23 protein-coding genes are annotated in these 26,644 nt (G+C 46.6%); 16 read left to right on the plus strand and 7 right to left on the minus strand.

The features are described from left to right. Window positions 1–655: 655 nt before the first annotated feature. From I8U19_RS14290 to ahlS, 3 genes are read right to left on the minus strand one after another with little or no spacing between them, the layout of a single operon-like run. On the minus strand, window positions 656–2,089 hold the full coding sequence (locus tag I8U19_RS14290) for an NAD-dependent succinate-semialdehyde dehydrogenase (RefSeq protein WP_198056352.1): 1,434 nt from the start codon (window positions 2,087–2,089) through the stop codon (window positions 656–658). Between the two features lie 37 nt (window positions 2,090–2,126). Then, window positions 2,127–3,251, minus strand: a complete 1,125-nt coding sequence (locus I8U19_RS14295) for a zinc-dependent alcohol dehydrogenase family protein (RefSeq protein WP_198056285.1) — start codon at window positions 3,249–3,251, stop codon at window positions 2,127–2,129. A gap of 48 nt (window positions 3,252–3,299) precedes the next feature. Next, window positions 3,300–4,148: an AhlS family quorum-quenching N-acyl homoserine lactonase gene (gene ahlS, locus I8U19_RS14300; RefSeq protein ID WP_198056353.1), complete on the minus strand. Its 849-nt coding sequence runs from the start codon at window positions 4,146–4,148 to the stop codon at window positions 3,300–3,302. A gap of 250 nt (window positions 4,149–4,398) precedes the next feature. Here ahlS and I8U19_RS14305 point away from each other — a divergent pair, with 250 nt between their 5' ends. The 3 genes from I8U19_RS14305 (at window position 4,399) to I8U19_RS14315 (ending at window position 7,816) form a co-directional block, all read left to right on the plus strand. After that, complete coding sequence (locus tag I8U19_RS14305; RefSeq protein ID WP_232331123.1) at window positions 4,399–5,775, plus strand: sigma-54 interaction domain-containing protein; 1,377 nt, start codon at window positions 4,399–4,401, stop codon at window positions 5,773–5,775. A 30-nt stretch (window positions 5,776–5,805) separates the two neighbouring features. Further along, a complete protein-coding gene (locus I8U19_RS14310; protein WP_198056287.1) occupies window positions 5,806–6,333 on the plus strand; it encodes an Imm6 family immunity protein in 528 nt (175 codons plus the stop codon). Between the two features lie 847 nt (window positions 6,334–7,180). Beyond that, window positions 7,181–7,816, plus strand: coding sequence for a hypothetical protein (locus I8U19_RS14315; protein ID WP_198056288.1), 636 nt, complete (start codon window positions 7,181–7,183; stop codon window positions 7,814–7,816). Between the two features lie 475 nt (window positions 7,817–8,291). Here I8U19_RS14315 and I8U19_RS14320 read toward each other — a convergent pair whose 3' ends face one another. Beyond that, on the minus strand, window positions 8,292–8,534 hold the full coding sequence (locus I8U19_RS14320) for a hypothetical protein (protein ID WP_198056289.1): 243 nt from the start codon (window positions 8,532–8,534) through the stop codon (window positions 8,292–8,294). A gap of 456 nt (window positions 8,535–8,990) precedes the next feature. Here I8U19_RS14320 and I8U19_RS14325 point away from each other — a divergent pair, with 456 nt between their 5' ends. From I8U19_RS14325 to I8U19_RS14335, 3 genes are all read left to right on the plus strand, one after another. Beyond that, entirely contained in the window at window positions 8,991–10,247 is a 1,257-nt protein-coding gene (locus I8U19_RS14325; RefSeq protein ID WP_198056290.1) for an MFS transporter, read from the plus strand. A gap of 237 nt (window positions 10,248–10,484) precedes the next feature. Beyond that, complete coding sequence (locus I8U19_RS14330) at window positions 10,485–10,817, plus strand: Imm30 family immunity protein (RefSeq protein ID WP_198056291.1); 333 nt, start codon at window positions 10,485–10,487, stop codon at window positions 10,815–10,817. A 154-nt stretch (window positions 10,818–10,971) separates the two neighbouring features. Further along, complete coding sequence (locus I8U19_RS14335) at window positions 10,972–11,727, plus strand: metallophosphoesterase family protein (RefSeq protein ID WP_198056292.1); 756 nt, start codon at window positions 10,972–10,974, stop codon at window positions 11,725–11,727. Between the two features lie 148 nt (window positions 11,728–11,875). Here I8U19_RS14335 and I8U19_RS14340 read toward each other — a convergent pair whose 3' ends face one another. Next, the gene (locus I8U19_RS14340; RefSeq protein ID WP_198056293.1) at window positions 11,876–12,256 is read right to left on the minus strand and encodes a hypothetical protein; all 381 of its coding nucleotides are present in this window, start codon (window positions 12,254–12,256) and stop codon (window positions 11,876–11,878) included. 432 nt (window positions 12,257–12,688) lie between these two features. Here I8U19_RS14340 and I8U19_RS14345 point away from each other — a divergent pair, with 432 nt between their 5' ends. After that, window positions 12,689–13,678, plus strand: coding sequence for an ABC transporter permease subunit (locus I8U19_RS14345; protein ID WP_198056294.1), 990 nt, complete (start codon window positions 12,689–12,691; stop codon window positions 13,676–13,678). Then, window positions 13,671–14,615 (plus strand): ABC transporter permease subunit, encoded by a 945-nt coding sequence (locus I8U19_RS14350; protein WP_198056295.1) that lies wholly within the window; start codon window positions 13,671–13,673, stop codon window positions 14,613–14,615. Before I8U19_RS14345 ends, I8U19_RS14350 begins: the two co-directional genes overlap by 8 nt. A gap of 174 nt (window positions 14,616–14,789) precedes the next feature. On the opposite strand, the gene I8U19_RS14355 is transcribed toward I8U19_RS14350, so the two are convergent. Then, the gene (locus tag I8U19_RS14355) at window positions 14,790–15,206 is read right to left on the minus strand and encodes a DUF1259 domain-containing protein (protein ID WP_198056296.1); all 417 of its coding nucleotides are present in this window, start codon (window positions 15,204–15,206) and stop codon (window positions 14,790–14,792) included. A gap of 325 nt (window positions 15,207–15,531) precedes the next feature. After that, window positions 15,532–16,203: an SOS response-associated peptidase gene (locus I8U19_RS14360; protein WP_198056297.1), complete on the minus strand. Its 672-nt coding sequence runs from the start codon at window positions 16,201–16,203 to the stop codon at window positions 15,532–15,534. A 399-nt stretch (window positions 16,204–16,602) separates the two neighbouring features. On the opposite strand from I8U19_RS14360, the gene I8U19_RS14365 reads away from it, so the two are divergent. The 8 genes from I8U19_RS14365 (at window position 16,603) to cmr4 (ending at window position 26,643) form a co-directional block, all read left to right on the plus strand. Next, window positions 16,603–18,963, plus strand: a complete 2,361-nt coding sequence (locus I8U19_RS14365; RefSeq protein WP_198056298.1) for a radical SAM protein — start codon at window positions 16,603–16,605, stop codon at window positions 18,961–18,963. Between the two features lie 111 nt (window positions 18,964–19,074). Further along, window positions 19,075–19,203 (plus strand): hypothetical protein, encoded by a 129-nt coding sequence (locus tag I8U19_RS17520; RefSeq protein WP_255517856.1) that lies wholly within the window; start codon window positions 19,075–19,077, stop codon window positions 19,201–19,203. Between the two features lie 60 nt (window positions 19,204–19,263). Next, window positions 19,264–20,556 (plus strand): macrolide family glycosyltransferase, encoded by a 1,293-nt coding sequence (locus tag I8U19_RS14370; protein ID WP_198056299.1) that lies wholly within the window; start codon window positions 19,264–19,266, stop codon window positions 20,554–20,556. A 34-nt stretch (window positions 20,557–20,590) separates the two neighbouring features. After that, window positions 20,591–21,307 (plus strand): nucleotidyltransferase family protein, encoded by a 717-nt coding sequence (locus I8U19_RS14375; RefSeq protein WP_198056300.1) that lies wholly within the window; start codon window positions 20,591–20,593, stop codon window positions 21,305–21,307. A gap of 452 nt (window positions 21,308–21,759) precedes the next feature. Next, entirely contained in the window at window positions 21,760–22,737 is a 978-nt protein-coding gene (cmr1, locus tag I8U19_RS14380) for a type III-B CRISPR module RAMP protein Cmr1 (RefSeq protein WP_198056301.1), read from the plus strand. After that, window positions 22,734–24,611 (plus strand): type III-B CRISPR-associated protein Cas10/Cmr2, encoded by a 1,878-nt coding sequence (gene cas10 / locus I8U19_RS14385; RefSeq protein WP_198056302.1) that lies wholly within the window; start codon window positions 22,734–22,736, stop codon window positions 24,609–24,611. Before cmr1 ends, cas10 begins: the two co-directional genes overlap by 4 nt. Next, window positions 24,608–25,798, plus strand: a complete 1,191-nt coding sequence (locus I8U19_RS14390) for a type III-B CRISPR module-associated Cmr3 family protein (protein ID WP_198056303.1) — start codon at window positions 24,608–24,610, stop codon at window positions 25,796–25,798. The genes cas10 and I8U19_RS14390 overlap by 4 nt, the downstream gene beginning before the upstream one ends. Continuing rightward, window positions 25,795–26,643 carry a type III-B CRISPR module RAMP protein Cmr4 gene (cmr4, locus tag I8U19_RS14395; protein ID WP_198056304.1) on the plus strand — a complete coding sequence of 283 codons (849 nt, stop codon included), beginning with the start codon at window positions 25,795–25,797 and terminating at the stop codon, window positions 26,641–26,643. The genes I8U19_RS14390 and cmr4 overlap by 4 nt, the downstream gene beginning before the upstream one ends. Window position 26,644: the final 1 nt, after the last annotated feature.

A 26,644-nucleotide genomic window follows, 5' to 3' on the forward strand; every position in this document is an offset into this window, starting at 1 on the left:
GAAGAAATTTGGCGGTATTATTCGAAGGGGATTTATTCGACGGGGAGTGGGTCAATTCTTTTTCGGCGATCCTGGGTCAATTATAGACCGGCGGTAACATGGAGCAGCTTCTGTCTGTATACGCGGCAAAAAAGAAAACAAAAATCAAATTCAAAAAGTGTTTGTGGAAGAATAGATGTGTACATCGAAGAAAGTATCCGCAAGGATTTGATATGGATACTTGTTTTGATGATGCAATAGAGTCTAAGGTAAGTAAAATAAATCCCTTGACCTTCAATGGTTTGGAGTCAATGAAGAGGATTAATTTTAATGGTAGGGACTTCGTGCGATTGAAGTCCCTACTCTCATATTTGTAAAGGAGGCAGAGGTTAGTTATATGGATCATTTGGGAAAAGGAGAATGCGAGCCCCTTTTCCCTGTTTCCAACTTTGAACTACAATGGGTATTATCTTACGAGGAGCGGTTACTTTTCCACGTTTGAGTCAAGCGCTGGCTGAAGCGGGCCAATAGCGGTGAGGGCAAACGACAAGCTGCGGTCGCCGGTCGGGATGTTTATTTGATCACAACTGGAATGGTAAAGCCGCCGGAAAGGTACGGTTAAAAGAAAGATGAGAAGCGCTCATCAGGTTTTTGCCGGAAAGTATCTTTGGCAATTTCATGAAATCCCGAGCGACAGATACTTAATGTCCAAGTATTCTTCAATTCCGTATTTACTGCCTTCCCGTCCGATCCCGGAAGCCTTGATTCCTCCAAACGGGGCTTGCGCGGTTGACGGCAGGCCGTCGTTGGCTCCGAGAATCCCGTATTCGAGTTGTTCCGCAAGCCGTATCACCCGGCCGACATCCCTGGTGAAGTAGTAGGCCGCCAAGCCATATGGCGTGTTGTTGGCAGCCCGAATGACCTCCTCTTCGGTGTCAAAAGGAAGAACGGCGGCAACAGGGCCAAATGTTTCTTCCTGCGTGATGACCATAGAGTGGTTAACATCGGTAAGCACGGTGGGTTCAAAGAAATAACCGCGGTCTCCGTGGCGACTGCCACCGGTGACGAGCTTTGCTCCCTTGGATATGGCGTCACGTACATGGTGTTCCACTTTTTCCACCGCAGCCGGCTCGATGAGCGGACCGACAAGGACTCCTTCGTCTAATCCATTCCCCACTTGCATGCTCGACAAGCGTGCAGCCAACTTTTTGGTAAAGGCTTCCAAAATCGAGCGGTGGACGTAGAAGCGGTTGGCGGAGACGCATGTTTCGCCCATACCGCGCATTTTGCAAATCGCTGCGTTGTCGACGGCGGCGTCCAAATCGGCATCTTCAAAGACGATAAACGGGGCATGTCCCCCGAGTTCAAGCGAGATCCTCTTCACGGTATCGGCGGCTTGACGCATCAGGATCTTGCCGACCTCTGTAGATCCCGTAAAGGAAACCTTGCGGACGCGGGAGTCATCCATAATAACTTTGGCGAGCGACGGCGCGTCTGTTCCTGCCACCACCGACAAAACACCCTTTGGAAGTCCGGCATCTTCGAACACACGGGCGATTTCAAGAGCCGATAAAGGTGTGAGTTCCGATGGCTTGACAACCATTGTACAACCGGCAGCCAGTGCCGGGCCCAACTTGCGGGTGATCATGGCGGCTGGAAAGTTCCAAGGAGTGATGGCCGCTGTGACGCCCACCGGTCGTTTAAGAACAATAATCCGCTTGTGGCGCGAACTAGAGGGAATGGTGTCGCCATAGATCCGTTTCCCCTCTTCCGCAAACCATTCTAGAAAAGAAACTGCATAGGCAATTTCTCCACGTGCCTCAGAGAGTGGTTTGCCTTCTTCCATCGTCATGATACGGGCCAGGGATTCGGCGCGCTGACGCATGAGTGTTGCTGCTTTTTGCAAGATATGTGCGCGCTCCGAGGCCAGAGTGTCGGCCCATTCTGGCTGAACTGCAACAGCTGCCTCAATCGCAGTCTGCATGTCTGCGGGAGAGGCGTTTGGAACCGTGGCAATCACTTCTTCGGTTGCCGGATTAATGATGTCAAACGTTTCACCTGAGTGTCCATCCGTCCAATTTCCGCCGATAAAAAGAGAGTATCGACCCAATTCTGCCATTTACAGTCTCTCCTTCAACTTTGCATACTCACATCGTGACAACAAGCCGTGAAACTTCACCGCGATCCAGGCGGTCAAATCCTTCATTGATGTCCTCAAGACGTAAGCGGTCAGTCAGCAACCGGTTGACCGGCAAGCGCCCTTGCTTGTACAGCTCGATAAAACGAGGAATGTCACGTGCTGGAATGCAGCTCCCAATGTAAGATCCCTTAATGGTTCGTTCTTCAGCGGCGAGCAGGACTTGCGAGAAAGAGAGCTGGTGTTTCGGATGGGGGAGTCCCGCTGTGACGGTTGTACCACCGCGGCGTGTGATGGCGAATGCAGTCTGCATAGCGGGAACTGCACCGGCGGTTTCAAATGCGAATTCCACACCGCCATCGGTTGCCGCGCGAATTTGTTGCGTCACTTCCGGATCGCGTGCGTCAAATGCTGCGGTGGCCCCCAGTTCAAGTGCAGTCTTGAGCTTTGCGGGATTTATATCCACAGCTATAATGCTCCTTGCTCCGGCTGCACGGGCACCCAGTATAGCGCAAAGTCCGACTCCGCCCAAGCCGACAACAGCCACACTGCTTCCCACTGGGACGCGGGCGGAATTCACCACAGCTCCGACTCCGGTCATAACAGCACACCCGAAGAGTGCGACTTCATCAAACGGTATTTCCGGATCGACCTTAATCAAGGAGTTCCTTGATACGACCGCATACTCCGCAAACCCCGATATGCCCAGATGGTGATGAATGTCCTTCCCGTCTTTGTGCAACCTTCTCTCCCCGGACAGGAGAGTTCCCACGCTGTTGGCGTTGGCGCCCGGTTCACATAGTCCCGGCCGCCCTTCTTGGCAGGGCAGGCAGTGTCCGCAACTGGGCACATAAGCGCAGACAACATGATCGCCAGGCTGGAGATCGGTTACACCAGGACCGACTTCAACGACTTCACCTGCCGCCTCGTGACCAAGAACCATCGGGGTTGGACGGGGCCGGTTGCCGTTAATGACAGACAGGTCCGAGTGGCACAAACCAGCGGCGCGTATGCGAATAAGCACTTCGCCCATTTGGGGCGGGTCAAGGTCAAGAGTTTCTATGCGAAGTGGCTGGCTGTCTTTGTAAGGAGCTGGCAGATTCATCTCATACAGAACGGCGGCGCGTATTTTCATCTGACAATTCCTCCTTATACGAAAACATAGTGTTGAGAGTCTTGGATCTTATTCGTAATATCCTTCCGTGGACTTCCGGAACGACTTGAATTGTTCTGAATCATGACCAAACCAAATTTCCGACTGGGTTTCTTGAGCAATGCGGCGGATGCGTTCCACCGTTTTTACATATCCGAGTGAATCGTAGATAATCCCCGGTGGTTTGACCGGAGGTCCGAAGTTTTCGGAGCAGTAAATCGCGTCGGAAGCCAGGATAATATTGCCCTTTTCCGGGAGTTGCACGTGCAGACCGAGCATCCCCCATGCGTGTCCGCTGCCAAAGTTGAGGATTCGTATTCCTTCGGCCAGCGGGACGTTATCTTCGTCGCGTTTAATGGTGCGCCACTGCAGGTTGTTCTTGATCCAGGCGTCAATGTCGGCCCAAACGTATGCTCCCTCAGAACGGTTGCGAGCGTAAACTTGCAAGGTTCCATTGAATTCGTCTTCATGCACGATCACGGTTGCATTGGTAAACATTTCGAGGCAGCCGGCGTGATCGAGATGGAGATGAGAAGCAATTACGAATTTGATGTCTTCCGGTCGCACTTTTAGCTGTTCCAAGCGATTATGCAGATAACACTCCTCGCTTGCGATCCAGGGAAACATCGATTGGGTGGCTTCTGACCAGCGACCTTGAGGTCCCATGGAATTGGGGTTGCATGAGGTATCAAAAAGGATTTTTCCTTCCGGATGATCAATCAAGACGGAATAAATCGGGAACTCGATCATCTCCGTTGCTGCGTTCGGATTATCAACAGTAGCTGGATTGTGCATAGCGATCATCCAGTTTTTGTCCATCCTCATGCGTCCGTTGTCCAAAACGTACAGTTTCGGGCGTGCTTTTACGATGTTTGCGATGCTCATCTCCCCCTTTATCGAATTTCGCTTATAATTCAAGCAAAAATCATGCCAACATAAAAACACGCAGTATATGCCGACAAAATCGTATAAACCGGATATGATAGGTGAATTTTTTCACCGATTATAGATTGATTTTTTTGACTATTTCCGATTATCGTTGCTATAATAAAATGGTGACAAAATTCACCGGTCGATGATGAATTTCACCACTGAAGAACCGATTTTATTTTCGCGTGGGGTGGGTATCTTGCCAAAAGCAGAATGCTTTGACCCGGAACAGTTGGAAAAAATCGCAGAAATTATCGAGTGGATTCCGGATGGCGTATATGTTACCGATGGTTCCGGAGTTACACTCCTTGTGAATTCTGCATATGAGAAGCTGGCGGGGGCTCGGCGGGAAGAACTTATTGGCCGACACATGACTGATTTGATTAAAAAAGGCTACATCAATAATTCGGTAACGCTTCTTGTGATCGAACATAAGCGAGCTATGTCGCTGATGCAAAACTTGAGGAACGGTAAGGAAGTAATTATTACCGGGAACCCTGTGTTCGCTGAATCTGGAGAAATCCAGCTGGTTGTCACGAGCGTTCGTGATATTACGCGTTTGAATCGGATCACGGAAGAATTGGAGAAAGTGGTCGGACTTTCCGAACTGAACCGACATCAGTATCACCTGACGATGGATGGAGACACCACTTTTGTTTCTGAAAGCAAATGTATGAAAGAGATTGTCGGAAAAGTGAAGCAGGTGGCTCCGTATCCAACGAACGTACTGTTGCTTGGCCCATCCGGCGTTGGCAAAGAAGTGGTCGCAAATCTCATACACCATTTGAGTGATCGCAGGAATAAACCGTTTATCAAAGTGAATTGTGCTGCGATTCCGGAGACGCTGCTGGAGTCGGAACTGTTTGGATATGAACCCGGGGCTTTTACAGGAGCCCGTAAGGGAGGGAAAAAGGGATTATTTGAGTTGGCGGATGGCGGAACGATCTTACTTGATGAAATTGGCGAAATGCCGCTTGCTTTGCAGACGAAACTGTTGCGGGTGCTGCAAGATCCCCAGGTTTATCGGATCGGTGGCGTCCAAGCCCGACCTGTGAACGTCCGTGTTATTTCCGCAACGAACCAGGATCTGCGCAGTCTGGTGAAAGAGGGGCGCTTTCGTCAGGATTTATTTTACCGTCTGCAGGTTGTGGAGATTAGTATCCCGCCTTTGTCGGAGCGGCCTGAAGATGTGCCTGCTCTTATTGATTATTACTTTATGAGTTACTCAAGAAAATACCGCGTTCAAAAACGTCTGAGTCGCGATGCCAAGGAGCAGTTGTGCCGCTATCATTGGCCAGGAAATGTTAGAGAAATTAAAAATCTGATGGAGAATCTGATTGTCTCAGTCCCGTCCCTTGTAATCGAGCTTCACCATCTTCCTGCTCATATTCAAAATACACAGCTGGCCAATAATCCGCTCACCTTAAAGGAGAGAGTAGAAAGATATGAACAACAGTTGGTGTTAGCGACGATTCAGTCGCAACCGTCCCTTCGGCAAGCCGCGAAAGTTCTTGGGATTGATCATTCAACATTGATCAAAAAACTGCAAAGATGGAACCGAAGCGGTGCGATCTAAAATATATATTTGATAAAGCGGAGGGCTGCAATGCACGGAATGGAATGGGTTAAAAACGTAAATGGAGATGCTAGGGCAGCTTATGCGTTAACATTGATGGAAAAGGTCATGAGTACAATAGAAATTTATGAATGGTATCCTATGGTAAGAGAAGCAATTAATATGTGCTGGGAATGGGTTGAGGAGAAGAAGCACAGTGGGGATGAACTTTATGAAACAGTAGATAATGAGGATGAAGATGGTTTGATCTATATTGAAGGTTTATCATTTATAGGGGATAATGCATATGGTCCTCAAGCTGAGTATGTTTGGTCTTGTGCAGTGGATGCCGTGCTTTATACCGCCCGACAGGCTTATGAAAGTGAACAGGATTATTACCCGCAACCCGTTGAAATTGTGACTGATGAATACATTGATGAAGAGTTTATGGGAAAAATGAAAAAAATAGAAAGATTTCAAGAGAAATGGGCGGAGCGTTTAAAACAGTATTTGCTCGAAAACTATCCGGCAGGCAGTGAGAAGAAGATAAAGAGAGAAGAAATGATTGATTTGATTTGAATTTTCTTATACTTCCCCTTCGGTGATTTAATCTAAGCTATTGACACCACGCCTTATTACAAAGCGAAAAGGTGGTTGGCTGAACATAGAATGGATAAAACCGAAGGTTGGATTCCGGCATCATTGGTGATCGTGGTGCTGGAATCCAACTTTTTTTGGCTATCCAGTTGTTCGCCAGGGGCATCAAGAAGAAACCCCGGCTCACGTCGCGATCGACTTTCAAAATGCATGGATTCAAAAGGAGGGGGTTAAGCCGGAGGAGCTGACCGCTTCCGACTATGTCAAAATCACTGCCGCTAAATCAAGGAAAACAGAACAGCGTTATCCTGCCCTCCGACTGAGTGATTGATGAGTATAAGATGAATTGTATATCACCTCCATTCCCGACAGCCGATACAATCTCAACAGGCAAATCCGGGTACTAAGCGGGATATGGCTGTGTATACCACTTCATTTGCTTCGTCCAGATCCAAAAGATGAGAGGTGTTTTGACTTCAAAGGTAATCTATTTAAAAAATCTATACAAATCTTGTCGTAACTCCTTTTGGAATTCTACTATAATGGGGCTGTATCAAAAGAAACAAGGGAGGATTGATCGATGTCAAAACGGAAACCGATTATGATGCCGGATTTAGAATGCAAGCCCTTGAAATATACATAATAGTCAAAAATAAAAGGTCGCGTTGATGTGAACAGGAAACCCTATCAGATTCATAAAATGTTCCTCCAGGCAGGAGAACGCAATCTTCGAACAGACCAGCTTGACCCGGAAATGGTTGATGGATGAGGATGAACAAGGCTGCCGGATGTTCTGCCCGGCACTTGTTTGAGAGGGAGTGGAGAAAACATGATTGACTGGACCAATTGGGATATGTGGGCAGCCATCGGACAGTTATTGGGGACGTTGGCGACACTGTTGACTGCGATAATTGCACTGATTCAGGTCAGGGATTCACGGAAACACAATGAAGAAGTACGGCGCCAAGCGGAGAGACAGATCCAGGAAGCGAGGGAAGCGATGAAACCGGAGTTGGAGCTGCATACTGAATTTCAGGGGTTCCAGACGGTCCGTGTTCTGTTGGTTAACAAAAAAACCGTCCCTGTCTACATTGTAGACTTTAGTATGAAAGGCCAGGTTTTTAACAAAGACGGCAACTCCTTTCCAACCGAAATCTTTAAAGAGGAAGTTTCCGTAGAAGTGCCTAAATATATGAACTTCGGGGATGTCTGCATTGCGACGATCCCGATTGAAAAGCTTAAAAATAAGGTTGTGAGGGCCACCCGTCAATACTATTGCACGGAAGGAGTTTTTTATCCTTCATTCAAATTGGCAACAGGGGAAAAGTACACCGGTACCATTTATATTGATTTAAAACCGGACACGGAAAGCGAAGAATGGGCTGTTTATATTCATGATGAAGAAAAACATACAAATGCCAAAGATCAGCTGGCAAAGGGGAGAAGTATACACCGGAAATTCTAGGCCTTGCAGGATTACAAAGCTGGAGTGCCGGAGAATGGAGCGCTATATCCGTTTATATGCCTTGACTTTTTTGAGGGCTGGCTCTCTCGATATAAAAACAATAACGCCGAAACCGCTGTTTTATTGAAACGATTCGGCGTTATTGTTACTACTGACTTATTGGACTGTCACTGTCTCAAAATATGTCCTGTGCACCAAAATGATTAACAGACCAGTTTCCCTGGATTCATTGATGAAGCCGGACTTAAGTGCAAGATCATTCGTACAAATCGTCTATACTAATCCAGGATTTATTCTTAAGATCAAGTACATCATCCATTCCTGAACGGCGAAGGTAAGAGCAAAGAGGAATTTGGTTCCCTTCAGCAGCATTAAAGCATTCTGCAAAGAACCGAAAAATGACATCATGTGCCAATTGATTTAGCTCCATATTTTTCTCTAAATAAGTTTCATCATCTGCATCATTCAGCAACTGTCACAGATCTATTTCAAAGTTCACTCCATCCAACAGATCCAGAAAGAGATCATCATGCATTTCTTCACCTTCGGACATAGCAAGCAGGTTAACCGCAAACAGTCCTTCTCCGCCATGAATTTCAAATAACAAAGTATCAGCAGACGGATCGAATTGATAAGAAAAAACCCTTTTTAGTTCCGAAATAAACTGGTCTTTATATTGATATGCAATTTTTAAAACTTCAGTTCGATCCATGGTCATCGAATACCAAACCTCTAAATTTGTTTTCTCCCGTAATGGATATTGGTTTTAATCAATTGCATTTTGCCATATTAACCTGAGGGTTTGGTACTGTTTAGATTGGCTGGCCGGCAAATTAATGATCGTAGTCCGAGCGCCGGATGATGTTATCATAAATTGTTTGGATCCAATTCATACTTTTTTGATATATTAAAAAGACCAAGGTGCGATACTCTGGTCTTTTTGTAACCCGATGTGTCAGCGATAACCCGGTAAAATCAAGGGGTACAGTGAACGCTGGATCAATAGATACACCTCTGGCAGGAAGCGAGAGGCCCCTTCTGCAACGACCTGCTCCATCCGCAGCATTGAACAGCATTGAACGGTCTTTGCCAAATGGAATCGGATCAGAAACTTTGATGTTCCAAGACTGCTTCCGAATAGAGGGAGCGGTCTTGGCAAAAGGAGTAATTGGTGATGAGTCAAGGGTTACGGAAAAGCAATCCGAAATTCAATTTGGTGGTATTAGCCACCGGAAAAGGGATATCAGACGTTGGCAATTTCATCAACATGATCGCCTATAACCTGTATGCATACGTATTGACAGACAGCGCATGGGCCATGGGTGGACTTATGGCAGTTCGTCTGTTTGGAGGCTTCTTTTTTGGCTTTTTTTCCGGCATGCTGGCGGATCGAATGAACCGGAAAACGATCATGATCTTCGCGGATGTGATCCGGGGAGTGGCTCTGGTTCTGCTGGTTCTGGCCCCGGCTTATTGGAAGGTTCCGCTTTTGGCGGTGACGTCTTTTGTACTGGGAGCGTTCGGGCAGGTGTTTAACGTGGCTCTGCAATCCAGCATTCCGGCCATTGTGGGGAAAGATTGGGTTGTAAAGGCTAATGCACTGATCAATTCGCTCCAATCAGCAGGGATGGTAACAGGCACACTTACGGCCGGGCTTGCTCTCGGTTTCCTCGGATACAACACCCTGTTCTTGATCGATGCAGGAACGTTTTTTCTCTCAGCCTTTATTTTGTACATACTCCCGATTCAAACAAGGGAAATAGCCATAGAGGAAAGTGGGGCAAAACCCATCCGCTTCCTGGAGGAAATCAATTTTTTGCGCCAATACCTTAAGATGTTTCCTGTTTTGCTGGTCCTGATGATAATCCGATTCATCGACACGTTCGGGTCTGCCTCGCACAACGTTGGAATGCCCGTTTTTTCGGCGCAATTGCGTCCCGATGCCCCTTCTTTTTATGCGGGGATCATCTGGGCCGCTTGGGCAGTGGGGAATTTAGCAGGCGCACGTGGTGCGGTCAAATGGTTCCGGATGGATCATGCGCGCTTCAGCGAAATTGCCTTTGGTGTATCTACCTTCTTTATGTCCGCCTTTTTCATCTTGCTTTTTGCAGGAGTGCATTGGTCTTTTATCGTTTTTTGCGGTTTTTTTGCCGGGGTTTCCGACGGTGTGTCGGCAATCTGCTTCAATTCGCGGTTGCAGAATGAACCGGACCATATCCGGGGGCGTATATTTGGCGTGGCTTCATCTTTTCATACCGTTGGTTTCGGGATCGGGATGCTGGTTTGCTCGCCATTGCTTGATGTGTTTTCCCCGTTTGGCGTCGCAGCAATCATGCACGGTGTTCCACTCGTGATCTGCACATGGTTCGTTATCCGCCAATGGAAAAGGCCTCTTCAGGATCCGGCTGGCAAAAAAACGGTCGGCTTATGAATATGTCTTAAGATTATTGTAAATGGGCACTAAGCGGTGGCGGAAGAGAAGAAACGGGATACGTGTAACCGCGTTTTGCACATTGTTTTGTTCAATCCAAACGCTTTGGGAACATCAACGGAATCCACGCTATACAGTTGCACCGTCGTGGCTGTATGCCGGGCCTGAGCAGGGCGGGTATCAGATGATATATTGAGTGTTTTGAAGAAGCGCTCGATCTCATTGGAAATGAAGAACTTGGGGAAGAAACCATCAGAAATCTGTATTTGGTATCTTGAAGATAGTACAGAAGAACATGAAGTTATGTGGAGACTGTTACACTTTCTGGAGCATGTCGACCCAGTTAATCAAATTTTGGTGAAAAGTATAGAGAAAATGGTTCCTAAATCTAAAGAATGGGTCATGATTTTTATTCGACGAATTCTCAATACCCCTGTTGCCCGAATGAACTTTAAACGAAACTACGAGCGTGCAGACAGAAAAACAAAAGTGATCATCCGGTTATTGTTGCAAGAAATAGGCGAGTCTAATTCAAAGTTTAAAGGGAACATTGATTTTATATTAAGCTAATTGGTCTCCGTTTGCTTGAATAATGCGGCGAACAATTCCCCGATTTTTTCGGAGCGGATCACCAATAGGACAGCGTTTATCAGTCAAACAGTTATCGCTAATGTATGCAAGAATATAGCAAGCTAAATGAGCATGAATGGACAAGGAGGATCAAATGAAAATTGCTGCGCTTTATGATATTCACGGTAACTTTCCGGCGCTGAAAGCAGTCCTTGATGAACTTGAAACGATACAGCCAGATTTGATCGTGATTGGGGGCGACATCGTTTCGGGACCGATGCCTGATCAAACTCTGGATTGTCTGCTGAATTTAAGCAAAAGAATAAATGTTGAATTTATTAAAGGGAATGGAGATAGAGAAGTTGTCGAAGCATCAAAGGGACTCGAGTTGTCCCATTTATCAGAACAAGGTCGTAAAACCCAACAGTGGGTTGCTGGTGAATTAACTGAGAAACATCTTGAATTTCTTTCGGGTTTGCAAAACACGATGGAGATTCATGTGGAAGACGTTGGTGATGTCTTATTCTGTCATGCAACACCGGAAAGTGATGCAGATATTTTTACTCCCCTGTCTTCAAAAGAACGGCTTGAAACACTCTTTGCTCATGTTGAGCACCCGATTGTTGTTTGTGGACATACTCATATGCAATTCAGGATAGAACTTGGGAAAACGAGTATCATTAACTCGGGAAGTGTTGGGATGCCCTTTGCGAAGCGACCAGGTGCGTATTGGTTACTTATTGATTCAAATGGAATTAAATTTAAGCATACACAATTTGATCTGGAAAGAGCAGCAGAAGATATAAGAAAAAGCAACTTCCCGACTGCTGAACATTTTATTAAACACAACTTGCTCCAAATCCCAAATGAGAAAGAAGCAATGATATTGTTGGAAAAAACCAAACCATAAAAAGTACTCATAATAAGTACTATGGTTTATCTTAAGCGTGGTTCCAAAAAGCCAGATCGTCTTCTTATCTGGGCCGGTTCCGATGGAAAGGAAAAAAGTCTTGCAGTCCCGCATGGATTCAAATCGAGAAGATCAAAACACACATGTATCATGCAAATACTGCTTCTTTTGTGAAGCAGACTAGTTTTGCCGTGTATATGGGTTCATTTGTTTTCTTATCGATGAATGTCTTGGTATAGATAAAGTGGTAGCCGACTAATCGGTCAGGCAAGACATAATCTTTTACGTCAAAAGAAATCAGCGTACCCACGACATAGGCATGCACATTACGCCGTCCGTTTTGGATGGCTTTTCGTTTTCCGGATTCGCTTATTTTGAATTCGGTGTTTTCCAGAACCAGCTGATCCGCGTGACCTAAAATAAGGCCTGTCGAGTGATCGCGGATTGACCACAAACCGTTACGCAAATTCTTGTAGACGTCCACTTTCTGACCGATCTCAACCTTCCGGTCATTATAAGGTTTAAACATCAGCTTTCACCTGATCATTTTCCTGTCACTGAAGTTTTCTTCCTGGCAGCCGGCTTTTTTTCTGTTCTCATCGATCTTGTTTAGTATATCCATGTATACTCATTGCAATAAGCATAGGAACATCATGTGTAAATTCGCCGGCCAGAAAAAGGCGGTGTTCAAGTGTGTGTTTTTCATTGATTTTCGTCAGGAAGTCATATTTATATTTTTTTGAAATATTCGGTGAAAAATATTCAAATCTGCGTTAATCTGATATTGATCCATTGTGAAAACTTATTGATTGGAAATAGTTGCCGGTCATTATGCTAACCAAGGAACTTTACCCGATGGCTCAATGATTTTTGCTTCCGTTTTTACACACTTTACCGTTGTCCGGACCGGGCGATATTTTTATTCGGAGTATGCAAAAGAGTTAGAAGGGAGAGAAAGAAATTGTGGAGCAAACGCCTTTTTACACTGCTGCTATTTGTGTTTGCCGTTCTGTTTATTGCCGCATTGCCCCAACTTATTGACATGTTAATATTTGGCTCCAGCCACGATGCCATACTGGGCCAATCAACAGGTAAAATTTCTCCGTCCCAAGCCTTCGCCTCGATGTTTAGCAAGATTGCCAACTATATCGGAGGGATTCCGAGCGGAAAAAGCTTCACCTATCAGGCTTATCTCTACTATAACTCCAATTCGCACGAACAGGTAACAGAGACGCGCAATTTTTTCACCGATACACGATCCTTTATGGTCTTTTCAGCAGTCAATATGGTTTCAACCAGTCTGCTCGCCCTGCTGTCAGGAACATTCCTTGGTCTTTTCCTGGCTCGTTCCGGCATCTTGATCCGGACACTTCTGGAATTTATGGCGATCATTCCGGATTTTGCCGCAGCAATTTCCCTCCAACTTCTGGTTGTGTTTATCTTCCAGCAGACCGGCTGGCTGGTGGCAGAGGTGAATACAACCGTTTTTGGCACCGCTTATCTGTTGCCCTTTCTGACTTTATGTTATTTGCCTTTTACATATATGATGCGGATGGTCGCCCTTCAAGGGTACAAAGTTTTGACAGAAGACTATATTTTGACAGCCAAGTCCAAGGGGCTGAAAAAATGGACGATCTACGCCCGGCATGTACTCCGGAACGTTTTGCCCGTGATAAAAGCGGATTTGTTCCGGATCGCCTCGATCATGACCGGAAACCTGATCGTGATTGAATATCTGTTTAACTCCCCGGGTATCACACGCTTCCTGATCCCCAGTCTGGACCGGAATTTGGAATTGAAAACAGCCCTGGTTTATCAAAAGCCGAATCTGTTCTATCAATATCCGGTCATGGTGAATTCGCTCTGGAGTTTGATCCTGATCTTTTTCATCACCTATGGCTCCATGCGTTTAGCCATGTTCGGATTGGAACGGGGGTTCGCCAATGACTAAGCCTGCCCACGAAAAAATATACCTTTGGAGCGGCCTGATTTTCCTGACAATCTTTGCTGTGATGGCGATCATCGGACCTTTTGTTGCCCCCTACTCGCCGAAATGGGAAAAACCGCTCGATTTCAAAGGTTCGACTCCGATCACCGCCCCCTCCCCTCCGGATCATGAAAACTGGTTTGGTAAAGATCAAAGGGGACGAGACTTTTTTTCGTTAATGCTTTACGGCTTAAGGCAAACGCTGGGCTTCGTCGTCATCGTTTCTCTGGTGCGTGTGACCATAGGGGGAGGGATTGGCGTTTGGATTGGAATGGCCGAAAAAGGGGAAAGAGCGAAGTTCCGATTTTTCAAGAGAAAAAAACATTCTTCAATGACCGGTTTCATGGGAAGTATCCCGGCCATCATCTTGCTGATCATTTTGCTCTCCGCCCCGACCAAGTATTTTTCCTACTGGGTATTGGTCTTTGTACAAGGTATCATCCTTGTATTTTTCGGAGTTTTCCCCGTGGCATCCACCATTGCCGAACAGACACGGCAACTTGCCGGTCGCCTCTCTGTGTTGGTTTCCAGAGTGATGGGTGCATCCAAGAGCTGGCTGATTCGCAAACATATTTTGCCGATGTTGAAGGAAACGTTCATGATCCTCTTTGTTCAGGACCTGATCGTAGTGCTAAACATCCTTGGCCAACTCAGCCTGTTCAAGATCTTTTTGGGCGGCACTGAAATAAAAGCGTATAATGCCGAAGAGCTCAAGTATTATTCCAAAAGTTTCGAATGGGTCGGACTGATCGGGCAAAACAAGGATTGGGCGATGTCTCACCCATATTTGGCCTGGATTCCGCTTTTGGCTTATTTTCTGCTTCTATTGTCGTTTTTTTTGGATTTGAAAGGATTGGAAGCCCGATTTCAGCGGATGTACAACCGATATCCGTATCTTTGATCATTGCCGAATTTCTGTCGAGATGAGGGTGGGGATTTATGTAAAAGAATAAGCGACCTTGATACAGGGCCGCTCATTGATTGCAAATTCCAGGGGGATTTGATTTTTATGCCGCTGTTTCTGCCATGCCCATACGTCACTTATGGAGGCAGGAGGGGCAAGATCGCGGCGTCCCTAACCTAAAAATGCAATGGATTCTTTCGTTTTCCTGGCAAATGCGATGGGATTATCTATCGCTTGCCAATGGATGTACATGATACGAGGATTTTCAAACAACCAGTGATTATGAAGTGCCGTGACTGTAATGCCTCGTTTTTGAAGATTGGAGATTAATCGATTGGCCTGGTTCTGAAAAAGCCCTGTCTCACCCAAACAGAGCGCCCGGCCTGATCGATCAAGCGATTCAAATGAAAAGAGTTGAAAACGAACCAAAGGTGATTGCGAACGTCTTCCAAAGATTGTCGCATTCAGCTTCCTGGGCCTGCTGACAAAACAGACCGGGCCTTCAACGATTTCATGTTCACCTCCCAAAATTCTGGCAAATTGATCACAAAGCCTTCTAAATTGCGGAGTTACCTTTACTTGTGCCATTACCAAACCCCCTTTCGCATTTCGGAAATATTATATGGCCCCTCGGAATGAAGAGATTGTATGAGTATCTATGACTCGTCGCTTTGGATCTTTTCACGTCGGTCAAGTATATGAAGCACTTGACCGGCAAATCCGACGAGCAGAAACGGTGAAGAGAGGGCCGTTCGTTCATGCCCGAAATATGAGAGAAAAAGAAAAACGGCGAAAAGGGGGAAAGCCTTAAATCATGTGGTTGGAGTTTCAGAACAATAGTTTTAGAAATAAACAAGTAAAGGTATATGTAAACGACCCGCCATGCCCCTTACGAAAAAAAAACTCCCAATCCTCAGGGAGTTTCCTTTAAAGGCTCAATAATGGCAGGATGATCATTTTTGGGGGAATTCACCAGTGTGGATACGGCATAGGACTCCATTTCCCCGGAAGGGTAGGGTAAGAGCAGGGATTTCAGGTATTCGGTATCCGTGGAATCGGGGTTCAGCCATAAGTCATAAGCGTCTTCCGGTAAGATCACCGGCATTCGATCATGAACGTCTTTGGTCAGGTCATTTGGTGTTGTTGTGATAATGGTGCAGGAAAACAGCGTGTTTTCTCCTTTGCTCCAACGATCCCAGACGCCGGCGAAGGCAAACGGTTCGCGATTTTTTAATTGAAAGCGAAAGGGTTTCTTCTGAGCTCCTTCTTTTTTCCATTCATAGAAGCCGTCAGCCAGGATTAAACAGCGTTTTCTTTGGAAGGAATGCCTGTATGAAGGTTTTTCATGAATGGTTTCGGCCCGGGCGTTGATCATTTTGTATCCGATTTTGTGATCTTTTGCCCAGAATGGGACCAATCCCCATCGCATCGGTTTGCCGACCCGATTCGCTTCTTCTTGAACTACGGTAAGGATGGTTTGACCGGGGGCGATGTTGTATCGGGGTTGCATTTCATCAGCAAAGATAAACTGAAACTTCTCTTTTAATGTTGTTAAATCCGTCGATAATGAAAAACGGCCGCACATCTAAAAAAACCCCCTGTATCACCATTTTGACTTCTTTTTCATTATATCATTCCTTCAGACCACACGATTTGCTTGGAAGAGTGACCAAAAATTCTTCCATGACCTTTCAACTTTTGTTTATCATCAGTGGACACCTTTGACTTTTTCATGAGGAGAAGAGGCTCGGTAAAATAAGCCGCCCGCCAGCTGAGGAGGCAAGATCGCCGATATGTTTACAGAATAATCTGAAATGTATATAATTAAAACGAAAATATTTCAACAAAAATTGAAAAGAGAAGTTTGATAATGGCAGCAAAGCTGATGATTGATTCCGTGATCGTCAGCTTTTGAAATGACCGTGCTGTAAAGGCAATGCTTGAAGTTCATGGAGACCGGCTCATATGCAAGGAGGGGGAAATAGTGCAAAAATGGGTAAAGTCTCAAATTGCGTTTGTTTATATGAATGTAAAAGCAAACCGGTTCCTTGAGGCGGATTACCAGCTGGATCTCGGTTATATAAGAGCATTTTTAAGAAAAAACGACATAGGAAGTGTTCAATATATACAAGATGACCTGCTGTCACTGATGGAGGTGGTTGATGAAATTATCTCTTTGGGAAACGAAAATATAGTATTTTACGTTGATGACCGTAACTTTCGCATATCCAGAATCATATCGGATAAAGTCAAAAAGATGGAGAAGTCCTTCAGGGTGGTATGGATTGGACCCGCTGCTGCCAAACATGCAAATATTCTGTTTGAGGAGACTCTGATTGATATTGTGATAACAGAGAATTATGAGCGGAATATACTTAAATTGCTGGAAGAGAATTTTGAGTTGCGGTACAGTTTGCCAGGCGTTTACGCCCGAAGTGATCAGTCGATCGGTGCAAAAGTTGCAGACAGAAAAGAGGAAATATCGGAAAACGGAAATCTGCCGTCACCGTACATCCATCGAATCATCCCTGTGGAAAAGGCTTTCGACTTGGGGATATTTGTCATTCGGGATGAGGCCGGGGGAACCCGGAAGGTCCTGCGGCTGCCGGACAGTATTATGGAAGAGCTGGATTTTATATCAGTAAACAGCGATGCACAAGACAGACGATTGATGCTTCGTGCTGAAAACCTGCTCTGTTATCCCTGCCTTGACGAATTGCTGAGTTTGCTGACCAAACGGGCATACCGTTTTCCCCTTGCTTGCAGGAGTGCTTTTTTCAACTTGACTGGAGACATCTTGAACAGGTTGGTCTGTGCGGGAATGAACCATATGGAAATCACCATAAACGGTTCTGCAAATTTAGAACGGCTGAACAATCGGATTCAAATCTTAAAGGAACTTTCAGCGGAATCTCCTTTAAAAATTTCCTTTCAGATTGATGTTAATGGTTTCAAGGATAAAAAAGTTGCCGAAGATATTGTCAAAACGATTTTGGACAGCAATATTCCCCTGGCCGGAAGCATCCGGTTTTTAAATCGTTCCATTGAAGAGAACGCTGTAACGGAAAAGAAGCCCATTTCCGGTGCATTGGAGAGCCTTATGGTTGGGTTGCACGGAAACGACTCTGATCTGCGGGGGTCAGAAAGTGAGCAACTTCTCATCGACCGATACATGTCTTACATTACCGGAATTTACCGCAAAGAAAATCCGAATGGATATGCAAAGCTGATCGGTATTGCGAAACCTTGCTTAAACAAAGATGAAATGTCAGAGTTAAGTGAACTCGTCTCTGTGAACAATACCTTCATTTTCGAGAATGACGGTGTTGTCAAGCGGGAAAATGGCACGTTTGACAGGATCATAGATCAGGCCGGGAAGGCGGGCTTGTACCTGAGTCACATTTATAATGCGGTTCATGACGGGAAAAGAAATTGCATCCATTTACAGCTTGACGATTATTGCAGGAGTGAGCCTTTGACGATAAAGCAGGGGTTTTACAGAGACGCAGACTTCGATGATGCTGAAGAGTTCCGGGTATTGGAAATCGGATGCGAGGAGGACTTGGAGGCGTTTCTGGCGGATGTGGATTATTTCATAAACACGGGAACATTTGCAAAAGGGTATTTGGTTCAAAGCTATATCACAGATTCATGCAGATGGATGGGAGCGTTTCAGTGTCAGATGCATAAATTGCAGCGCTTCCGGTTGAACCGTGAAAATGAAATCATACCTTGCAGAAGCTGCAAGACCAAGATCGGCTCTCTGGGGGATATGCAATTCGATCTTCTTCAGAAATCCTGTGTTTTGGTGGAACAGGAGATCCGGAATCGCAACTGCGCTTCATGCGAAGTATCGGATGAATGCTCCAAATGCGTGATGCTTCCTGAATTCATGAGCGTTGACCAGTACTGCCGGATCAGGCGAGAACGGCCATATATAAGCTGTTATATGAATACGATGAATACACTGAGAGACTTGAAGCGGCATTCACAGCTGTTTAAAAATACTTCGGTAAAAGATATCAAGATTTCGAACAAGTATTTTTCCCATTACCTGCCCAATTCAATCCCGGGGGGAGAGAGAAGCTGTTTTGATGACTCCATATATATGTTTTCGGTAAGGGATGTTCCCGTGATATTTCATCCTGCGTCAGGGAAGATCCTGAAAATGTCAGCCCACCTTGCTGAAATAACGGAAGCAATGATCAAGGGAATCACGGTCGAAAATCTCAAGATTCATTTGATGAAGAAGTTTGGATTGGGTCATGAGGCTGCAGTTAAATCCATTGAACAGGTGGCAGAATTATTCACACAAGCAGGCCTGTTAAGTAAGGCTGTCATATAATCCCGCTTTTGAGGCAATAGCAACTTCGCCCGTGAGGCAACCGCGGTATACATGCCCCCCGTCCCCAAGAGTCTTTGGCCGGAGCTGATTCAACGGAGGAGAGGGTTTCCCATGACTGAGAAAAGCTTGACTCTCGAACTGGAAGAGATTGAGACATGTGAAAAATTGCAGGAGGATACAGAGGATCAGGCTGTTAACAACGGTTCCCTTCAGATTGTCCACATGCTGTATGCCAAGTGATTTCATGGTTTTCATCCCCCGCGTCCTGAAGATGCGATTGCATAAAGGAGCAGAGGAATGATGTCTAAAGTTGTTTTTTTCACATTGCCCCATTTTGGACATGTCAATCCGAATCTCGGGTTAATCAGTGAATTGGTTGCAAGAGGTGAAAGTATTGTATGCTATTCGGGAGAACAGTACCGTGGAGTGATAGAGAGCACCGGGGCTGTGTTCCGGGCATTCAGCATCAACTGCGAAGGTGTTTTTATGCGCCATTCCAGTCTGGTACGCAAACTTTTCACCACCGATACAGTGGAAGAAAAAATCAGGTTGCTGCTTTCATTCAGTGAACTCAATCTCAAATTTAACAGGGCGGTACATTTGAAATATTTTGATGAGGTGATGGAGGAAAAGCCGGATTATATCCTCTATGACAGCTATGCTTTTTGGGGCAAGACCATTGCGCAGAGGCTTGGCATACCCGCCGTCTGCTGTGAATCAGCCTTGGTGGTTCCCGGTTCGATAATGAAGACAGACATAGATTATATTTTGAAATATGTACTTGAATTTACGGATGAAGAGATTGAAGGAGTGAGCAGAGATGAAATATCAAGGCAAATAAACTGGCAATTCAGGAGAATTGATAAAAAGTACAATATAAAGGGATTTAATGTATTTGATTACTACGCCTCTGATCAGCTTAATATCGTTTACATCACCAAAGAATTGCAGCCCTTCAGCGAACATGTGGACGAGCGATACCGGTATGTCGGATTTGAGGTTTTTAAAGCCGGAAATCAAGATGCTTCTCCGTTGACAAAAAAAAGAAACCGGCCTCTCATCTACATATCGAGAGGAACGATGTTGTACGAACGCGATTTTATGCAATTTTACGAGATCTGCACAGAGGCTTTTGGAGGTTCTGACATGCAGGTGCTGCTGACCACCGGGGGCAACATAGACGAAGGCAGGTTTGCAAAAGCTCCGGAAAATATAACGGTTAAAGGGTTCGTGCCTCAACTGGAAGTGTTGTCAAAAGCAGATCTGTTTATCACGCATGGCGGGCTAAGCGGCGTCAGGGAAGCTCTTTATTACAATGTCCCGATGATTTTATGTCCCCATAGCGCTCATCATTTACAGGTTTCCAGGCAGATCGAAAGTTTGGGTGCGGGGATTTTCCTGAAGCACAACGAGATCAATGCAGATCGCCTGAAGGATACGGTGAACAGGGTCTTAAGCGATGCCAATTATAAAAACAATGCCGCGCGTCTGGGCCGTTCGCTGAGGGCGGCCGGCGGGGCGGTCAAAGCGGCGGAAGAAATCTTCAAAATGAAGGACAACGGCTGGGAAACAAAAGGGGCATCATGCATTTGACTTTAAGTCCTTCCGGCAAAAGAGGTGGGCGTTTTTGAAAGCGTTGATTTTAGCGGCTGGGAAGGGAAAACGGTTGAATGATCTGTGCAAAGACAAAAATAAGTGTATGACAGAGGTAAAAGGCAAACCGATCATCGAACATATTTTTGAAAATTTGCATAAAATCGGCTGTATTGATGAATATGTTGTTGTAGTGGGTTACAAGGCTGAAAGCATCGCCGGGCATTTTGGAAGCAGCTTTAAAGGAGGAAAAATTCAATATGTTTATCAGCCTGAACTAAACGGGGTTGTCAGTGCAATCGAATGTGCCCGGCCCATGTTGGAAAAACATGATTTTTTGCTTCATCTCGGAGATGAATATATGGTTAATCCGAAACACAGTGAAATGATTGACCGTTTTCATGCTGGCAATTATTTTGCCTTGCTGGGGACACTGACGGTTGATAACCGGGAATTGATAAAAAAGACATACTCCATACAATGCAATGAGCATGATCGTGTAACCCTGCTTGTCGAAAAGCCGCTCCATCCCTTCAACAATTTGATGGGAACCGGCAATATTGTTTTTAATAATGGAATTTTCGATTATATAAATGAAACACCGGTTAATCCCATCAGGGGTGAAAAAGAACTCGTTGATTTAATTCAAGTTGCTGTAAATAAAAATAAAAAGGTCGGCATCTTTGAAGTGGCAGAGGATTATATCAATTTAAACACGGTGGATGAGTTTAGGGCCATATCATGTTTATAGTGTTAAGGGGCTGAAAATCCTGCCGGTCTCCTGTGTTTTGGAAACGGAGATTTGGCAGGATTTAAATTTCTACTGCTTCGTCTTATTGAATTTTTTATTTGTATAACTTAGAGAAAGATCGATAAAGGGTTTTGTTGTTTTTTGTAGAATAAATTTGTTGTTTTAATTTCTTTTTCAGGGAGAAGGAGGGGATGAAACGGAGGTTTCTGTCAGTCGCCGTTTGGAGAACAAGCGGAGGCCAAGGTTGAAATTGCGATTTTTCCCCGTATTGGCGGTTTTCTTATTTTTGTTATTCTCTTTATCATTTATGCGAAAGAGTGGATTGGAAAAGAGGAAAAAGATTTCGTAAGCAAATATAATTGGACTTTATTTGCCAACACACCGGCAATTTTGTTTGGACACATTTTCACCTGCGTATATGCAACGATACTGAATGAAAGGAGGGGCAGCCGGTGACCCTTGCCAGGATCAAAGCAAAGTTCAAGGAAGTGACCCCGCTTAATTTGCACGGGGCGTATTCCAATGAAACAGAGTTGCGCATCCCTTCCATCAAAGGAGCATTGAGATATTGGTATCGGGCGGCCTGTCCCGGTTATCAGACATCGATTTATCATGACATCACCAATGAAGAGTGGCTGTTTGGCGGGGCCAGGGGAAAGGCGGGGCAATCCGCTTTCTTGATGAGAATGGCGAAGAAGTCAAAGGATCGGTTTAATCGCATGGAGTTTGAACTGGAATTTCTCCTGCGCCCTCTTCCGGCCGATAAGGTCACGCCGGATTGGAAGGGACTTCTGTCCAGCATCTGGCTGCTCGGTCATCTGGGCGGGCTGGGTTCACGCATCCGGCGCGGGTATGGGACAATCGCCCTGGAGCAGTGGGATGTCGAGGGGAATCAAGCGATAAGAGAGATGATGAAGGAATTGCCCATCGCCCACGGGGCAACATCGCAGGCGGAATGGGAACAGCTGCTAATGAAGGGTTGGCAACGGATTTTGAAAGACGGATATCGCGGGACGAAAGCGAAACAGAAACATCTCATACTGGATTCCCAATCCGCCCTGTACATAGACCGCAATGGGACGGACAAAGAAGAGATTGCGCTGTATAACGGGATCAGCCTGATCCAGGAGTTTCGTTCTGATCACCCAAGGGACGGGATGATATTCGGAGCACCGATGAAAACAGCGGGAGGGAAGATCGTGCCGAAAGGGTTCAATCGATTGCCTTCCTTGATCTGGCTGCGGGTGTTCCGGATTGGCAATCGGTATTACCCTGCCTTTTTGTTCTTGTCGTCCTCGTGTTTCCCGCATTTGGAGAGGCAAATCTCGAAGAAAAAGAGACAACCGTATCCAATGGATGCAGATCGGGCCATCCAAGTTTTTAAGGAACGGTTGAAAAAAGAGAACCGATACCGGGAGGTGTGGGGATGAACAGGGAATTTCATTTTTCAATCGGCCCGGTACAGGGATTTGTTGCCCAGTCCCGGCGCTCTCGCGATTTGTTGGCCAGCTCTTTTCTTCTCTCCTATCTGGCCGGTTATGCGATGGCCGATGTGATGGCCCAAGGCGGGCAGATTGTTTTTCCAAAAGTGGCAGAAGATCCAATGATGTTGGCAATCAACCAGGTGATGCGGAACGGCAAAGCAGACAAGGGACCATGGATCGGTTCACTGCCCAACCGTTTCAAAGCTTCTGTCCCTGACCATTTTGATCCCAAACAGTGTGAAGCGGCGGTTCATCATGCATGGGAAAAGATCGCGGATGCGGTTTGGAAGAAAACCGTGGGCAATGTAAAAGATTGCGGGTTTGATACTGAGACGATTTGGAATCGCCAAGTGAAAAACTGGTGGGAGATTACATGGGTGATGGCAGAAGATCCGCGTTTTCTGGATTACCGCAAATATTGGCGAAATTATATTCCTGCGGACGAACCCGGAGACAAATGCACTTTGCTTCCCCGTTTGCAAGAGTTGTCAGGTTATGTTCGTGCCAAGCAGCGAGAGAATCAGAATAAGTTTTGGAATAAATTGAGGGAATTCCTGGGCAAGCAGTATTCGTTGGAGCTTCAGGAGAAAGAACGGTTGAGTGCCATCGGTATGATCAAACGCTTTTTTCCCCATGTGGCAGAAGAGGCAATCGGATGGCCGTGGCCGGATGAAGCGATTCACTTTCCGTCAGTGTCGTACATGGCGGCGCATCCCGGATTGATGAAGGCATTGGAGGTTTGCCCGGAAAAGGCAGAAAGTTATGCTGTCGAGGCGAGAAAGCACAAAGAGATTTATCCCGTTCCTTTGGGAAAACATTTTCCGGCCCTGCAGAAGAAAGCCAAAGAAGCAGGGGCCGAAACATTGATCAGGATTAGTGCCAACGCGTTTTATCCGAATGAATTGGAACAGATTGAATCCGAGAAGAGGCGCAGGCATTTACAAAACCGATTGGCTGATTTGACAAAAGAGATGGGTGAACCTTTTGGTTCGTATTATGCGCTCCTGTTGATGGACGGAGACCAATTGGGCAACTTGTTGAAACATTGCGCAGAAAGAGGGGATGAACCCAAAATCAGCGATGCATTGTCTCTTTTCTGCGACGGTTTGGAGGAATTGGTGCGCGAACATGAGGGAGTCACCATTTATGCCGGCGGAGATGATGTGATGGCATTGTTCCCTATGGATCGGGCCTTGCCTGCAGCGGCGGCGTTGGTTCAAAAGTACCGGAACTCTTTTCGTCACGTGTTTTCCGGGCAGCAAGAAATTTGGGAGAAGGCCACTTGTTCCACATCGATCCTCTTCGCGCACAGGAAAACGCCGCTGAAAGATATTTTGCAGGAGGGACACCGCCTGCTCGATGATGTGGCCAAGGATGGAACGGGGCGGGACAGTTTGGCGGTCGCCGTTTGGAAAAGCTCCGAAGTGACGCTGACTTGGTCTGCTCCCTGGAATACCGTCATCCGGGATGAATCGGGGACAACAGTGATGGATGAGATCATCCAAACATTGCAAGGAGAGGAAAACGGGATATTCTCCGGCAGTTTTTTATACAAATTGCAATCCGTTTACGAGTCTATGCCATCGCTCGGTGAGCAGCACCGGGAAAAAGTGAAACGTCTCATCACCGCCGATTATGTACGGATGACCGGCATAAACGACAAAATGTCCAAAGAAGCAATGGAGGAACGGATTGGGCAGTTGCTCCAAGTCTGCTTTGCAACCAAACGCAAAGGGAGAGAGATCGTGGTGACGGACGAGTTTCGGGCGGACGGGGCATTACTCGCAAAGTTTCTGGCACAGAAAGGGATTGAAGAATGAACAGATGGATATGGGCATTTCGGGCGTTGGACACGTTTTTTTTCCGGGACGGCACTCCGTTCCACGCTGAAGAGCCGGGAGTGGCGCCGCAAGGAGTTTTCCCTCCGCCCATTTTCACGCTGCAAGGGGCGATTCGTGCGGCGATGGCCCATTGGAAGAGTGGATGGGCTCCCGGGAAGGATTGGCCGGAAGAGCTGGGAAAATCTGAGGAAAAGGGACTTACGGAAGCGGAGAAACGGCGGAGGTGGGCGATGCCGGACGATTTGGGGCAACTTCGTCTTGTGGGTCCTTATCTCCGCATCAATGGAAAAAAATTTTATCCCGCACCGCTCATTTTGATCGGAAGAAAAAAGCAGGAAGAGATGAAGGCGGATTGGGAACTCACCCGTTTGGTGCCCGACTGTTTCGTCCATGCGAGCGATCTGGGAAAAGACGTATTTTTTCCGGTTCCCGAGAAGATCATCCCAAATGGCCGGTTGGTGGAAGGATGGTTGGACAGGGAAGGGATGGAAGCCGTGTTGAGTGGGAAGGTTCCCGCTGCTGCCGGCTCGATCCTTTTGCCTGAAGAGAAATGGAAACCGGAGCGCCGGGTGGGCATCAAGCGGAACAGACAAACCCGGACGGCCGAGCAAAGCTATCTCTATACTTTGACCCATGTGCGTCCGGATCGGGAGGTGGAGGTGGTTGTCGAGGTGTCCGGTCTGGGAGAGAAATGGCAGCCGACGGGTGCGCAAGTCATCCCTTTGGGCGGAGAAGGGCGGCTGGCTGAGGTGACGGTGGAGTCAGCAAAAGGAGATTCTGATTTCCCGCGCATGCCCGATTCATTCTCCGTTCAGGGTGACACCTTGCGCTTTACCGTTTCTTTGCTCACCCCGGCCAGATATGTCGACATGGAACAAGCGGTTCGCCATGGTCCGCCAGAGATCCGGGTTGCCTTGGAATCCGCCCGCTGTGTTTCGGCCAGTATCGGAAAGGCGATTCAGGTGGGCGGCTGGAATGTGAAGGTGAATTGGCCGCGGACATTGCTTTCCTTTCTCCCGGCGGGAAGTACCTGGTTTTATGAAGCGCCGCTGCGGGAGTCGGCCAAGCTGTTTGAGTTGCACGGGACTTTGACGGGAGAACTTCAATCATATGGCCTGGGGCAGATTGTGATCGGAACTTGGAATAAAGGAGGAGAATCAATATGAAAGGATACATGTTGGGCATGTTGGCAGAGACACCGATTCATCCGGGGGCAGGACAAGTGTACAGTGTGATCGATCTGCCGGTCGCGCGGGAGAGGACCACTCATTATCCGATGATTCCCGGTTCAAGTTTGAAAGGAGCTTTACGTGACAAATTGGAAGAGGAAATGACCGGACAGGATCATCGTCTGAAACAACTGTTCGGGAAGCAAGATCAGGCCGGGGCGTTCAGTGTGACCGATGCCCGCCTTTTGCTGTTGCCGGTTCGTTCGCTCACCGGGCATTATCGCTGGGTGACGTGCCCGTATCTGTTGCAGCGTCTCTGCCGCGATCTGCAGTTGATCGGTGTTTGTGATAAACAAAAAATACCTTTTCCACTTGACTTTTTCGGCTTGCAAAAAGAGGAAGCCATTGTGGAGGACACAGGGGAGAGTACGATCTTTTTGGAGGAGTTATCTTTCAATGTAAAGGTGGAACCGGAGATCATCGGGCAGCTGATTCCCTTTCTTACTTCCTTGATCCGCCACGAATTCATGCAATCAGACGTGGTGAAGCGTCTTACCATCATCCATGATGAAGAGTTTGCCCACTTCGCCCGTTACGGGCTGCCCGTCATGTCCCGGAACAAGCTGGAGGACGAAACCAAGAAAAGTGAAAATCTTTGGCAGGAAGAAACGATTCCGCCGGATTCCCTCTTCTACACCCTCCTGATCGCGCGGAACGGGAAAGAAGAAGTCATCGAAGAGCTGGCCGACCATTTGAAGGAAAACGTGTATCTGCAAGTGGGAGGAAACGAAACGGTCGGCCAAGGCTGGATGGTCACAAAATTGATGGGGAGAGTGGGATAGG

The sequence above is a fragment of the Thermoactinomyces sp. CICC 10523 genome, from assembly GCF_016055105.1.
Classification (GTDB): Bacteria; Bacillota; Bacilli; order Thermoactinomycetales; family Thermoactinomycetaceae; genus Thermoactinomyces_A; species Thermoactinomyces_A daqus.

What these genes read in the sequence shown, in the direction of transcription:
- I8U19_RS14325 (WP_198056290.1), top strand. Translation starts at nt 8,991, where the DNA reads ATGAGTCAAGGGTTACGGAAAAGCAATCCGAAATTCAATTTGGTGGTA.
- I8U19_RS14335 (WP_198056292.1), top strand. Translation starts at nt 10,972, where the DNA reads ATGAAAATTGCTGCGCTTTATGATATTCACGGTAACTTTCCGGCGCTG.
- cmr4 (WP_198056304.1), top strand. Translation starts at nt 25,795, where the DNA reads ATGAAAGGATACATGTTGGGCATGTTGGCAGAGACACCGATTCATCCG.
- I8U19_RS14315 (WP_198056288.1), top strand. Translation starts at nt 7,181, where the DNA reads ATGATTGACTGGACCAATTGGGATATGTGGGCAGCCATCGGACAGTTA.
- I8U19_RS14320 (WP_198056289.1), bottom strand. Translation starts at nt 8,534, where the DNA reads ATGACCATGGATCGAACTGAAGTTTTAAAAATTGCATATCAATATAAA.
- I8U19_RS14295 (WP_198056285.1), bottom strand. Translation starts at nt 3,251, where the DNA reads ATGAAAATACGCGCCGCCGTTCTGTATGAGATGAATCTGCCAGCTCCT.
- I8U19_RS14350 (WP_198056295.1), top strand. Translation starts at nt 13,671, where the DNA reads ATGACTAAGCCTGCCCACGAAAAAATATACCTTTGGAGCGGCCTGATT.
- I8U19_RS14310 (WP_198056287.1), top strand. Translation starts at nt 5,806, where the DNA reads ATGCACGGAATGGAATGGGTTAAAAACGTAAATGGAGATGCTAGGGCA.
- I8U19_RS14370 (WP_198056299.1), top strand. Translation starts at nt 19,264, where the DNA reads ATGTCTAAAGTTGTTTTTTTCACATTGCCCCATTTTGGACATGTCAAT.
- I8U19_RS17520 (WP_255517856.1), top strand. Translation starts at nt 19,075, where the DNA reads ATGACTGAGAAAAGCTTGACTCTCGAACTGGAAGAGATTGAGACATGT.
- I8U19_RS14390 (WP_198056303.1), top strand. Translation starts at nt 24,608, where the DNA reads ATGAACAGATGGATATGGGCATTTCGGGCGTTGGACACGTTTTTTTTC.
- cas10 (WP_198056302.1), top strand. Translation starts at nt 22,734, where the DNA reads ATGAACAGGGAATTTCATTTTTCAATCGGCCCGGTACAGGGATTTGTT.
- I8U19_RS14355 (WP_198056296.1), bottom strand. Translation starts at nt 15,206, where the DNA reads ATGGCACAAGTAAAGGTAACTCCGCAATTTAGAAGGCTTTGTGATCAA.
- I8U19_RS14340 (WP_198056293.1), bottom strand. Translation starts at nt 12,256, where the DNA reads ATGTTTAAACCTTATAATGACCGGAAGGTTGAGATCGGTCAGAAAGTG.
- I8U19_RS14360 (WP_198056297.1), bottom strand. Translation starts at nt 16,203, where the DNA reads ATGTGCGGCCGTTTTTCATTATCGACGGATTTAACAACATTAAAAGAG.